This window comes from Pseudoalteromonas sp. P1-11 (assembly GCF_001399995.1).
GTDB lineage: Bacteria > Pseudomonadota > Gammaproteobacteria > Enterobacterales > Alteromonadaceae > Pseudoalteromonas > Pseudoalteromonas atlantica.
Window position 1 is genome coordinate 322297 of record NZ_LJSP01000004.1, and the last position, 13361, is coordinate 335657.

Consider the following 13361-nt stretch of genomic DNA (forward strand, 5'->3'; position numbering starts at 1 on the left):
TCCCCCATAAATAACTAACCCGCAGTGAATAGACTGCGGGTTTAATAAAGAAAACTTAGTGACTTTGCTCGGCAGATTTAATACTACTTTGAATGAGAGGAGAGATAGTTAAACCTTGCACAATAATAGAAAATATAACCACAACATAGGTCACAATAACGATTAAATCATGCAGATCACTGCCTGATATAAATACTTGATCACGAGGAATAGCTGCAGCCATAGCTAATGCTAAACCGCCACGTAAACCACCCCAAGTTAAAATTTTAACGCTGTGTTTGTCGTAGTTTTTAAAGCGCTTAAATATTACAAATGGTGCACCAACACTAATAAAACGTGCTAATAAAATAGCAGGGATCATAACAAGGCCTAAGCCAATTTCACCCATTGTTACTGGCATAGTGACAATCAGCATACCAATAATCAAAAACAATAAAGCGTTTAAAAAGCTGTCGGTGGCGTGCCAAAAGTCTTTAATATAGCGCGTGTTTTCAGGCCCTGTGCGCTCGGTTGCTTTTGCGCGAGTAATATTACCTAAAATAATACCACTGGTTACCATGGCAAGCGCACCAGATATTTCCCATACATTGGCAGCGGCAAAACCCGCAGTTGGAATGGTTAAGGTTATTAATAGGCGTATATTTACATCTTTACAGTTAATAATTAAAAAGTGACCCACAAGGGCCATTGCTAAGCCAAACACGATTCCACCTATGGCATCAACAAAAAACAGCTCTGCAATGTCGGCTGGGTTGGCATCGGTGCCAAAAAATGCAACAGAAAACAGCGTAGTAAAAATTACCAAACCAATACCATCGTTAAATAAAGACTCGCCTTCTACCTGTACCGAAATACCTTCAGGGGCGCGTAATTGTTTAATAATTGCCAGTACAGCAATTGGATCGGTTGGGCTTATTAAGGCGCCAAAAAGTAAACAATAAATAAAAGGGACGGGCCAGCCAAGAGCGGCAAAAATATAAAAACTTAAATAGCCAATTAAAAAAGTAGAGACTACGGTAGAGAACAAAACTAAAGCGGTTATTTCCCATCGTTGTTTACGCAGTGCCAACAGGTTAATTTCTAAAGCACCTGCAAATAACAAAAATCCAAGCATGCCTTTTAAAAGCAATTCATTAAAATTAATACTGGCTACAATTTGCGTCATTTCTAATGCAGTTGTATCGCCTAATAACTTAACTGAAATAATTAATAACAACGATATAACAACCGAGCCTGTTGTTATAGCAATCGTTGTTTGCATTTTAAGAACATACTGGTTTGCATAAGCAATAAAAATTGCGATAGCAGAGAGAAAACAAATGAGATACCAAGCATTCATTGGCTAACCTTAAATTTATTTTAGAGAACAAAAAAGAGCGAATTAAACGAGCCGTATATTACTCCTGTGACTAGGCTGTGTCACAGTATTTATGGGGCTTTTAGCACTTTTTTTATGTCTTTAGGAGACATATAGTTAATGCAAATTTACTGGTGTTATTGCTTGTAATGAGGAGATTAATACAAAGTTGCCTAGGCAACATAATGACTGATTACTGCCGTTAATTTAATAAAGTAAACGCGGCTATTTTGCGGGTGTAATAGTGTAATTTAGTGTAAATATATGTATACAATTTGTATGGTTGGTTTTTTCTTCATTTTTTAAGACACTCTAATTTCAATTGGCTTGCCCTTATAGCCAGGCTTACGTAAAATCTTGCTATTATTTTTTGTAAAGTGACTGGTATTATCAAACAGCTGTTTAGTGCAACCGGGCCGTTAGCGTTATCTTTAGATGGATACACGCCTCGCCAACCTCAAATTGATATGGCCGTTGCCGTTAACGATGCATTAAAAAATAGCACGCAGTTAGTGGTTGAAGCGGGGACTGGTACAGGTAAAACGTTTGCCTATTTAGCGCCTGCCCTTAAATCTAAGGGTAAAACAATTATCTCAACAGGCTCTAAGGCCTTGCAAGAGCAGTTATACCACCGCGATTTACCTCAGCTAGTAAAAGCACTTAATGCATCTAAAAAAACCGCATTGTTAAAAGGGCGCGCTAATTATCTGTGTACTTATAGGCTAAACCAACATGTAGCCCATGTACCAACAGACGATCCTGATGTAATGCATCAACTTGCTATGGTTGCAAAATTTGCCAGTGAAACACACTCGGGTGATTTAGCCGATTGTATTGGTATTGAAGAAGACGCCAAGGTACTGCCCTATGTTAATTCGACAGCCGATAATTGTTTAGGCAAAGAGTGTCCAGACTTTCAATCATGTTATATACGCAAAGCGCGTTTAAATGCAGCCGAAGCGGATGTAGTGGTTATAAACCATCATTTATTTTTTGCTGATATGGCAGTAAAAGACTCCGGTTTTGCCGAACTTATGCCTACTGCCGACGCTTATATTTTTGACGAAGCACACCAGCTTAGCGAAATTGCCAGTGACTACTTTGGTGAAAGTATTAGCACTAAAAAGCTGGTGGATTTAATTAACGATTTACGCGCTATTTACCGTGCAGAAATTCCCGATATGCTGCAACTTGGAAAAAGCCTTAATAAGCTAGAAACCAGTGTGGCTGATTTACGTTTACAGTTTGGTGTAGATGGTAGCCGAGGAGATTGGCGCGAAAAGCTCAGTGATAAATTAATTTGCGCAGCGCTGCATCGGGTAATTAGCGATTTAGACTTTGTTTATCAGGTATTAAAACTGTGCCTAGAGCGAAGTGATAAAATAGAGCATCCGTTTGAGCGTACATTAGCGTTTAAAGGTCAGTTAGAGCGTGTTTTTGATACCGCACAAACGGGCTTTAGCTATTGGTACGAAACCACGCGGCGCTATTTAACGGTTAATATTACGCCCCTTAATGTCTCTGCTAAATTTGCTCAAATGATGAAAGACGCCGGCGCAGGGTTTGTATTTACCTCAGCCACGTTATCGGTTGATAATAAGCTCGATCACTTTAATGCAAGCTTAGGTATTACTCCTGCGCAAAGTATGATGGTTGATAGCCCCTTTGATTATCCTAATCAGGCGCTTTTATGCTTACCACGATATTTGCCTGAATCGCACGCAGAGAACATGCCTCATGCAATTATAAAATTAACCCTAGAGCTGATTAAATCGGCTAAAGGGCGTTGCTTTGTGCTGTTTACAAGTTACCGAATGATGCATTTGGTGGCTGAGGGGTTAACCACACAAATGGACTACCCAGTTTATATGCAAGGGCAAATGTCTAAGCGTATAATACTGGAAAAATTTACGCGCCATGGTAATGCGGTATTGTTAGGCACTGCCTCGTTCTGGGAAGGGGTTGATGTACGTGGTAGCACGCTAAGCTGTGTTATTATTGACAAGTTACCTTTTGCAGCACCGGATGACCCATTACTGCAAGCCAAAATGCAAGATTGCCAAATGCAAGGCAAAGACCCGTTTGCTCATATACAGTTACCGCAAGCTGTTATAGCGCTCAAGCAGGGCGTGGGGCGTTTAATACGAGATAACAAAGATAAAGGCGTGCTGGTTATTTGCGACAACCGATTAGTAACGCGCCAATATGGCCAAGTATTTTTAAAAAGCTTACCGCCGATGCGCCGCACGCGAAGCTTAGAAGATGCAAACACATTTTTAAAACACATTAACTAGAGTACTAAAATGATTAAAAGTAATATTCTTGCCCTAGACGCCTCAACCGAAGCGTTATCTTTAGTTTTACACTTTGAGGGCCAAACATTTCATCATTTTGAAGAATGCCCACAGCAACATAGTCAAAAAATACTCCCTTTAGTTGATGAGCTTCTTAATAAAGCACAGTGTAAATTAAAAGACTTAGACGTTATTGGCTTTGGCCAAGGGCCAGGTAGCTTTACCGGTGTACGCATTAGTGTTGCTATTGCACAAGGGTTAGCTTATTCAGCCAATTTACCATTAGTGGGCGTATCAACCTTGGCAATTATGGCCCAGCAAGCGTACGAACAAACGCAGGCACCAGTAGTGTATTCAGCTATAGATGCGCGTATGGGAGAAATTTATTTTGCCCAATACCGAGTAAATAACGCACGCATGGAGTTAGTAAATGAAGAGTGTGTTATAAAACCTGATTTATTAAGCAAAGAGCACATAAGCAGTGAAGAGTTACACGCGATTGCCGTTGGCACGGGATTTAAAAGTTACCCTGATGCACTTAAAAACGTTAGCAATATAACCATAAATACAGCCATTACTTTGCCAGATGCTCGCTATATGCTTAGCCATGTAGACACGGCCTTTTTAAAGGGCGAGGTTGTTAAAGCAAGTGATGCGCAACCTAAATATGTGCGCGATACAGTAACATGGAAAAAACTACCGGGTCGCGAATAAGCACAAGAGTTGCAAATTGGGTGTTTTTAAATCATAATTTTTAATATGTTTATTGTTGGAAGTTATCTATGACTTTGCCAATTGGCGCTGGTTTTTTTACTGGAGATATTCCTGCAAAGGTTACCTCTACAAAAATTTTACCCTCTAAACCACAAGGTTTAGCGGATGATAGCGCCAGTCAAAAAACAAACACAGATTATGTAAAAACTAGTAAAGCGGGTGTAGAGCTTGCTAATCAATACTTTAGTCAAAACACTAGTAACGCAAAGTACAGCCAAACTATTTATGACCAACCAAGCCCAACGGTGAGTAAAGCAATTTCAACATATACTGAATTTGCAAATTTAGAGCGTCGCGCCGAAGTACAAGATTTAATAGGCGTCGATATATACGCTTAGCCCCAGTAACAGTAAAAAATAAAAAGCCCGAACACAGGTTCGGGCTTTTTGCGTAAGCTTATGGCTACTGTTTAATAAAGCCAATTAGTTTATCGGCAATATCTGTATTATTTTGAGCACCGTTAAAGTGTTCACTGCCTTTACCGTAGGCAAATACTTGTACATCTACAGCGGTGTGTCCGCCTGTTGTCCAACCAGTAAAGCTGGCGTCACTAATAATACTTTTAATGGCTAAATTAAGCGCTGTTTCGCCCATTTTTTTCGCTTGTTCAAGTTTTACTTTATTAGCCGGTGTATATTCAATACCTGTGTTGGCGCGCCAAATAGGCTCTAGGTCATCAGCAGCGAGTAATTGCTTTGTCAGCTCAACGGCTGTTGCTTTAACGCCTTTAATAACTTCTGTATCCCACTTATATTGCCCGTGCGCACCGAGGGTTAACCCACCAGTTGAATGATCTGCAGTAACCACTAATAAAGTATCAGGGTTTTTATCAATATAGGCTTTTGCTTTTTCAATCGACTGAGCAAAGTCATCCATTTCGGCCATGGCACAGGCTACATCGTTAGCATGTCCACACCAATCAATTTGGCTGCCTTCAATCATGACAAAAAAGCCGTCTTTATTTTGGCCGTCGAGTAAATCAAATGCTTTAGCTGTTAGTTGCGTTAAGTGGTTTGAATTAGCATCAAGCGCAAACGGCAGGCCCATTGGGGCGTATAAGCCAAGTGCCGGTACTTGTGTGATCTGACCAAGGTTTTTTATATCATCGCTATATTGATAACCAGCTGCTTTAAATTCATCAACGAGGTTACGGTCTTCTCTAATAAAATACTGCGTACCGCCGCCTAGCATTAAATCAACAGGGAGTTTACCGGCAATTTTGTTATCTATGTACTCATTAGCAATGGCATCGTAATTTCGACGTGATTCGTTATGTGTAGCAAAACTTGCTGGGGTGGCATGGTTAATTTGCGAGGTAGCGACTAATGCTGTTGTCATACCGCGTTCTTTTGCTATTTCTAGCATGGTTTTAACGGGCTTTTTGTCTGTATCGACTGCAATAGCACCATTATAACTTTTGTGGCCGCTACTCAGTGCGGTTGCACCTGCAGCACTGTCGGTAACATAAGTGTGATCGTCAGGGTAAGTACGCGCCATGCCTGTTAAAATAGTATCAAATACGGTTGTTTCAATCTGCTTGGTGGTTGGATCATCTTTAAAATAACGATAAGCGGTTGTATAGGCAGGACCCATTCCGTCACCAATCATATAAATTACATTTTTAGGTGCATCGCTTGCATAAACACTGGTAGATGCACATAAAAGCGCTAATAAGCTAAGTTGGTTTTTCATTTTTATCCCTATGAATGTGCTGTTTAAATAGCACCACAATTGTATATGGTTACGGCGTGTTGAATTTGCAGCATAAATACCAAACATGCGCTGCCCAAAAATTCTTTCTAAGGCGATTAAGTTTTTTGCTAGGTTGTTACTCAGCCCACAAGGTTACAAACCTCGTACCAGGATTTAACCGCCCGTAGATTGAACAAGTTTCAATCCACAAAGTTCAATACGCACGCGTATAATAATGAAATGAAGTAAGAATAAAAAGCAAAGTATATAAACAGGTTTAGCTAATTGTCACTAAAACAATACAGCCATTTTTTTAGGTTATGTTAATTATAGTGTACTGAATATAGTGGTATACATTACTTACCTGAAGAGTATTTGAGCTCTGTTTGTAATTATTTATTGAATTAATGAAACTTAAAACAGTTTAAGTTATTGAAATTAAATACATAATTGAAACTCAAAAGTTAACCTTAAAATTCAAGTGGTCTTTATAAGTATAAAAAATATAAAAACTTTTGGTATTAGAGGTCTGACAACTAGTATGTTATAAATAATGTCGCACGTTAAAAAGAGGTGTCTGTTGCAGCCATTTGAAATAAAAACAAGAAATATAACATTGCGAGGCTTACAAAAAGGCACTGGCGATGAGCTGGTTATAGCCTTGCATGGGTGGCTAGATAACAGTAATAGTTTTACACCTATGTTGGATCAGGTTAATCCGCAGCATACTTGGTATTGTGTTGACTTTGTTGGGCATGGGCTATCTGATTGGCGTGCACAGGACGCTCATTATTATTTTGTTGATTATATTGACGATGTGTACCAACTTATAAAGAGCTTAGGGGCAAAAAAGGTACATTTAGTCGGTCATTCAATGGGCGCAATGGTGGCAGGTTTATTTGCAAGTTGTTTTAGTGAGTATGTGTATTCAGTTACCTTTATTGAAGGGATTGGCTGTGTTACAACCCCCAGTGATGAAGTATGTGAGCAATTAAAAGGGGCGATACTGAACAGAGAGCGCGCCTACAATAAAAAAAAGCGCGTTTATAAATCGCAATCAGCGATTATCGAAGCGCGTGCAAATACAACAGATTTAAATAACGAACTGATCACCTTATTGATGAGTCGTAATATTAAGCAAAGTGAACTAGGGTATGAGTTAACAACAGACCCTAAGCTTAAAAATCACTCAGGTTTTAGGTTTGATGAAGCGCAATGTATTGGTGCAATAAAACAATTAATTGCACCAAGCCAATTAATTTTAGGTAACCAAGGTTATTCGTTTGTAAAACAAAATTTGGCCAAGTATATTAGCTATTACAACAACTTGAAGGTAATTAATGTAGATGGCGGGCATCATTGCCATATGCAAAGCAGTGGGTTATGTTTTGAGCATATTCAAGCCTTTATGCTGCAAAATGGTGCATGTTAATTGTAAATTAGCGCCAAATGTGGGATTATTCCTGCATTAGAGTATTTGCTCAATTGTTAAAGTGCCTTACTTAGATTAAGGTTAATAAAAATATAATTATAAACAGGGGCTAAGAGTGGAAAAAATCTGGCTTAAGCGCTACCCAGAAGGTATGCCTGAAACAATCGATCCTGAGCATTACAACTCGTTACTCGAAGTGTTCGAAAAAAGTTTTACCGATTACAAAGATTTACCTGCATTTACGAATATGGGTAAAACATTATCGTATGATGAAATAGATACAGCGACACAACGTGTTGCCTCGTATATTCAAAATGATTTAGGTCTTAAAAAAGGCGACAAAGTTGCCGTAATGATGCCTAACTTGTTACAAACGCCTATCGCTATTTTAGGTATTTTACGTGCAGGTTGTGTGGTGGTTAACGTAAACCCACTTTACACAGTACGAGAGCTTGAGCATCAATTAAAAGACTCTGACGCGTCAGCTATTTTTATATTGGCTAACTTTGCAGACACGCTTGAAAAAGCACTTGCAAAAACGGATGTAAAACACATTGTTGTTACCCAAGTGGGCGACATGGTGGGTGGTATTAAAAAGCATATCGTTAATTTTGTGGTTAAATACATAAAAAAAATGGTACCTAGCTACAGCCTACCAAATACAATTAAGTTTTCAGATGTGCTAGCAGGTGACCCTGCAAAGTATACGCGCCCAGAAATGAGCTTATCTGATCTGGCCTTTTTACAATACACAGGTGGTACAACCGGCGTATCTAAAGGGGCGATGTTAAGTCATGGCAACATGGTTGGTAACCTTGAGCAAGTATCGGGCTGTTTAGATAAAGTATTAGACCGTGGTACTGAAGTTGTTGTTACTGCATTACCGCTTTACCATATATTTGCGTTAACGGCTAACTGCTTAACGTTTATGAAATACGGTGGTTTGAATGTATTAATTACAAACCCACGTGATATGCCAGCATTTGTTAAAGAGCTTAATCAGCATAAATTTACTGCTATTACCGGTGTAAATACCCTGTTTAACGGGCTACTTAATACACCAGGGTTTGCAGAGCTTGATTTTAGTCATTTAAAAATGTCATTAGGTGGCGGTATGGCGGTACAACGTCCTGTAGCTGAAAAATGGCAAAAAGTGACTAATTCTAAATTAATGGAAGGTTACGGTTTAACTGAGTGTGCACCGCTTGTAACTGTAAGCCCGTACGATTTAGAAGCTTATAATGGCTCTATTGGTTTACCTGCTCCTAATACCGAAATTAAGCTAATGCTTGAAAACGGAGAAGAAGCGGCAAAAGGTGAACCCGGTGAGCTATGGGTTAAAGGCCCACAAGTTATGCTAGGTTACTATAACCGCCCAGATGCAACTGCAGAATGTTTGCAAGATGGCTGGTTTGCTACCGGCGATATTGCCACATACGACGATGAAGGCTTCTTCTATATTGTTGATCGCAAAAAAGACATGATCATTGTATCGGGCTTTAATGTGTTCCCAAATGAGATAGAAGAAGTGGTTGCCATGCACGACGGCGTACTAGAAGTAGCGGCTATTGGTATTCCGCACGATGTAAGTGGCGAACAAGTTAAAGTTTTTGTTGTTAAAAAAGACCCTTCTTTAACTGAAAAAGATATAATAAATCACTGTCGTGATAATTTAACTAACTATAAGGTGCCTAAACTCGTTGAGTTTAAGGATGAGTTACCTAAAACAAATGTAGGTAAAATTCTCAGAAGAGCCCTAAAAGATTAGTAAACTATAAAAAAGCCGGCATTAGCCGGCTTTTTTATTGTAGGAGATTAAGTGCAATACCAATTGATCGAAACACAAAATCAACTCAACACCTTTGTTGAGCAAATAAAAAACAAGCCTATTTTAGCCATAGACACAGAGTTTATGCGCCGCCGTACTTTGTACCCTGAAGTTGCACTTATTCAAGTATATGATGGCGAGCATCTTGCCCTTATAGATCCACTTGCCGAACTCTCGTTATTTGAATTTTGGCAAATATTACAAGATCCATCAGTACTGAAAGTGTTGCATTCACCCTCAGAAGATATTGAAGTATTTCAAAAATATGCAGGCTTTGTACCCGCTCCATTGTTTGATACACAATTTGCTCTTCAGCTTTTAGGCGAAGGCAACTGTATGGGCTTTGCGCTAATGGTAAAAGAGCTATTAGGCATAGAAATAGACAAAAGTGAATCGCGAACTAATTGGCTACAGCGCCCATTAACTAAAAAGCAGCTCGATTATGCAGCCGCTGATACGTTTCATTTACTTCCTTGTTTTGAACTAATAATTGAGCGTATAAATAAAGCTGAGTTATTTGATATTGTCATAAATGAGAGCGAGTTAATTGCAAATAAACGCGCCTTTCAAACCCCAGATGAGCTGCTTTACAAAGATATAAAAAACGCATGGCAACTAAAACCGCACGAGCTCGCAGTATTAAAAGAATTAGCTGTATGGCGTCGTAATAAAGCTATTCGTAAAAATTTAGCGCTTAACTTTGTGCTTAAAGAGCACAATATGACGGAAATTGCTAAACGTGGGCCTTCGAGTTTAAATACGCTAAGACAAATTCCGGGTGTTGAGTCAATGGAAGTAAACCGCTCTGGAGTCGAAATACTAAAGTGTATTGAAAAGGCCAAAGTACTCCCGGTTGATGAGCATCCGCCAGTGCTTAAGCGTTTAATTGATTTTCCGTCTTATAAAAAAGTAGCTAAAGATATTAAGCAAAAAATCACTAAAGTGGCAAAAGAGCAGGGTATACCAGAGGATGTAATGGCCTCTAAAAAGCAAATTAATCAGCTTATTAGCTGGAATTGGAAACTCACCGATGAGCAAAAGCTAACTCATATTAAACCTGATTTACTTAATTCTTGGCGCTATAGTTTTGTTAAAGACGCTCTTAAAGAGTGGGATAATTAAACCCACTTTTTAAGCTAACAGGCTATGTTATACCAATTCGCAATAATATTTAATCATTTTTAGGGGCTAAACGTGTCGCTATCTGCGTTAAAAAATTCTAGCGATTTTTTTGCCTTGCTATCAACACGTTTTTCCATCCTCAAAATAGATCACTTAATTATGCGAATTGGTATTAAAAATCGGGCGCTACGCTGAACGTTAAACGCTTATGTGTAATGGGGTGATCTAGCGCCAAATACTCGGCATGTAAGTGTAACCTGTTGGCTTTTTTACCGTAATGTGTGTCACCAATAATAGGCATATTCAGCCCTAAGTGATGAGCGCAGTGTACCCTTAATTGGTGAGTGCGGCCCGTTTTAGGGTAGAGCTGTAGGCGTGTAATATTGTTTTTACGTTCAAGCACCTGCCATGTAGTAAGTGCGGGTTTGCCGTTTTTATAACAAACAAGCTGGCGTGGCTTATCGTCAAAATCAAGTCTCAAGGGCAGCTCTATCTTGCCACTGTCCTTGGGCACAATACCATCAACCAGCGCAATGTAACGTTTATCAATGGTGCGGGCAATAAATTGCTTTTGTAGTGCTTTGTGGGCTCGTTTATTGAGCGCCACCACTAATAAACCTGATGTAGACATATCTAGTCTGTGCACAATTAACGGGCCTGTAGCGTGCGGAAATTGCGTTTGAATACGTAAATACACAGAATCTTCAATATTGACACCTGGTACAGATAAAAACTCGCTGGGCTTGTTTATAATAACAATATCATCGTCTTGATAGACAATCGGCAGCGTTTTACCTTCAGCAGGGTTAACGAGTAGCGGGTTATCTTCTATGCTGAGGCCTTTTAACATGTGCGATAAAATAGGTTGGCACTTACTGTAGCAAGAAGGGTAATAGTTTTTATGTTGGCGTATTGCCGATTTAGGTGCGGCCCCCCACCAAAACTCAGCCATAGCCACTGGCTTTAAATTATTAAGGTAAGCGTATTGTAATAGCTTGGGCGCAGCGCAATCTCCAGCACCTGATGGCGGAGTATGCTCTGGCAATGCTGCAAATATGGCATTGAGATCTTTAACTTCATGCTCTGCATTTAAAAACTGGTACTGTGCAAACACTTGCTTTTGTAGGTTTTTAGATAAAACCTTACGTCGTTTTTTTAACTGTTTTATTTCGTCGTGTAGGGCATTAAGCGCCTGCTCTTGCTGAGTTATTTTATCGTGCCAGTGATCTTTTATGCTTTGATAGTGTTTTTTATCTTCTATGCTTTGTTTGGCCAATTCATTCAAGTTTGCTTGTTGCTCAGGCGTTATCGCTTGGCTTTGCTCAATTTCAAGTGCACTGCGCGCCTTTTTACGTGCTTTTCTATTGGCTTGCATTACGCTTTGTTGAGCGTGTAACTGCTGATCAAACGCGGCTTTATCCGCATTTAATGACGCTGTTAATTTATTCAATGTACTTGCATTTTCTAGGGCATGTATTTGCGCATTTATGTCGTTAATTATTTTACTTTCTTTTAAATAACTCACATCTTCCAGTGCCATTGTAGATACATTAGGCACGCATTTTATATCGGTATTTAAATTTTCAAGCTGGCCTGAATACGCCGCTAAAAAGCCAAGTTGTTGTTGCTGGTTTTGTACAACCAGTACACCAAACATTTTGCCATCATTCGTTGCTGTATTACTGCTGTCATTTTCGTTATACGGTAAATGCGTTTCAAGTTGCTGCTGCAATTGTGTTGCGGCTAAAACAGATAACGGATGAGGCTGGTAGTAAAACGGAAACGTAAATTTATCTGGAAGCGCTATAGAATCTACAGAGCAATCAAATAAAGTAAAACAAGAAGCGTGATTTAACATAGCAAAGTAATAGCAGGCATAAAGCAAAGTAATGGGCCCATAATAACATATTCACTTAAGGGGTACTTGCTTAATCCTCTGCGGTTATTAAACCGCGCTTAGCTAAAAAGCGCACTAATAATAGTGTTAGGTTTTCTCTGCGTGCATTATTTGGCCATACCGCATAGTAACCAAGCGGCTTGAGTTGCCAGTTAGGTAAAATGTGAATGAACTCTTCTCGTGCTAATTGTTTTTTTACTAGGTTTTTGGGCAATATGCCAAGGCCCAAGTTTTCAGATACAAAGTGACTTATTGCAAGCGCACTATTTACATTTACGCGCGACTTTTCACAAATACACACCACTTCGCCATTTGGGGATGTAAAATCTACAGTGCTGCCGCGCATACTAAAATGAACCCAATCCCACTGTTTTAAATCGTTTGGGTGCGTAGGGGGTTGATGCTTACTCGCGTACTTACTTGAGGCAACTAAAAAGCGTTTACTCTCTCCAATTTTACGCGCCATGAGTGAGCTGTCTTCTAGCCAGCCAACTCGAATACTTAAATCGAGTCCTTCATCCATTATATTTATTACTTGGTCTGTGTAATTAAGAGACAAGTTCACTTTTGGGTAGGTTTGCACAAATTCTGCTATCGCGGCTAAAATTTCGGAGCTTGCTAAAAAGGCGGGTAGCGATATTTTTAAAGACCCTATAGGCTCATCACCCACAGAGTTAATTTCGTTCAAACCTGCCTCTGCGTGTTTTGTTATGTTTTCTACGTGGGCGTAAAATTTTTCACCTTCAGGGGTAAGCGACAATTTACGGGTTGTTCTATGTAATAAAGTGACGCCTAAAAACTGTTCTAAGTCAGAAACACTATGGCTAACACGTGAAGGTGCTATGCCAAGCTCCTTAGCTGCAATACGAAATGAACCGCCAGCAACCACTTTGGCAAAAATAGCCATGTGTCGTAAATAGTTAATCATTGTTCTGAAAGTCGGAATTGTATTGTGCCGTTATTGT

10 protein-coding genes are annotated in these 13361 nt (G+C 39.4%); 6 read left to right on the forward strand and 4 right to left on the reverse strand.

The features are described 5' to 3' along the window. Window positions 1-55 precede the first annotated feature (55 nt). Window positions 56-1339 (reverse strand): sodium:proton antiporter, encoded by a 1284-nt coding sequence (locus AN390_RS09640; RefSeq protein WP_004586375.1) that lies wholly within the window; start codon window positions 1337-1339, stop codon window positions 56-58. A gap of 395 nt (window positions 1340-1734) precedes the next feature. Here AN390_RS09640 and AN390_RS09645 point away from each other — a divergent pair, with 395 nt between their 5' ends. The 3 genes from AN390_RS09645 to AN390_RS09655 all read left to right on the forward strand — a co-directional run bounded on the left by AN390_RS09645 (window position 1735) and on the right by AN390_RS09655 (window position 4763). Beyond that, window positions 1735-3651 carry an ATP-dependent DNA helicase gene (locus tag AN390_RS09645; protein WP_055254151.1) on the forward strand — a complete coding sequence of 639 codons (1917 nt, stop codon included), beginning with the start codon at window positions 1735-1737 and terminating at the stop codon, window positions 3649-3651. Between the two features lie 9 nt (window positions 3652-3660). After that, complete coding sequence (gene tsaB / locus AN390_RS09650) at window positions 3661-4365, forward strand: tRNA (adenosine(37)-N6)-threonylcarbamoyltransferase complex dimerization subunit type 1 TsaB (RefSeq protein ID WP_055254153.1); 705 nt, start codon at window positions 3661-3663, stop codon at window positions 4363-4365. A 68-nt stretch (window positions 4366-4433) separates the two neighbouring features. Further along, a complete protein-coding gene (locus AN390_RS09655; RefSeq protein WP_055254155.1) occupies window positions 4434-4763 on the forward strand; it encodes a hypothetical protein in 330 nt (109 codons plus the stop codon). Window positions 4764-4827: 64 nt separating this feature from the next. On the opposite strand, the gene AN390_RS09660 is transcribed toward AN390_RS09655, so the two are convergent. Continuing rightward, window positions 4828-6117, reverse strand: a complete 1290-nt coding sequence (locus tag AN390_RS09660) for an alkaline phosphatase (RefSeq protein WP_054981946.1) — start codon at window positions 6115-6117, stop codon at window positions 4828-4830. 580 nt (window positions 6118-6697) lie between these two features. Here AN390_RS09660 and AN390_RS09665 point away from each other — a divergent pair. From AN390_RS09665 to rnd, 3 genes are all read left to right on the forward strand, one after another. Beyond that, window positions 6698-7549, forward strand: a complete 852-nt coding sequence (locus AN390_RS09665) for an alpha/beta hydrolase (protein ID WP_055254156.1) — start codon at window positions 6698-6700, stop codon at window positions 7547-7549. A gap of 115 nt (window positions 7550-7664) precedes the next feature. Further along, window positions 7665-9317, forward strand: coding sequence for a long-chain-fatty-acid--CoA ligase FadD (gene fadD / locus AN390_RS09670; RefSeq protein WP_004586367.1), 1653 nt, complete (start codon window positions 7665-7667; stop codon window positions 9315-9317). 51 nt (window positions 9318-9368) lie between these two features. Further along, on the forward strand, window positions 9369-10499 hold the full coding sequence (rnd, locus tag AN390_RS09675) for a ribonuclease D (protein ID WP_055254158.1): 1131 nt from the start codon (window positions 9369-9371) through the stop codon (window positions 10497-10499). Window positions 10500-10671: 172 nt separating this feature from the next. Here rnd and AN390_RS09680 read toward each other — a convergent pair whose 3' ends face one another. Both AN390_RS09680 and AN390_RS09685 read right to left on the reverse strand, forming a co-directional pair. Next, window positions 10672-12357, reverse strand: a complete 1686-nt coding sequence (locus tag AN390_RS09680) for an RluA family pseudouridine synthase (protein ID WP_055254405.1) — start codon at window positions 12355-12357, stop codon at window positions 10672-10674. A 70-nt stretch (window positions 12358-12427) separates the two neighbouring features. Then, window positions 12428-13324, reverse strand: a complete 897-nt coding sequence (locus AN390_RS09685) for a LysR family transcriptional regulator (RefSeq protein ID WP_055254160.1) — start codon at window positions 13322-13324, stop codon at window positions 12428-12430. Window positions 13325-13361: the final 37 nt, after the last annotated feature.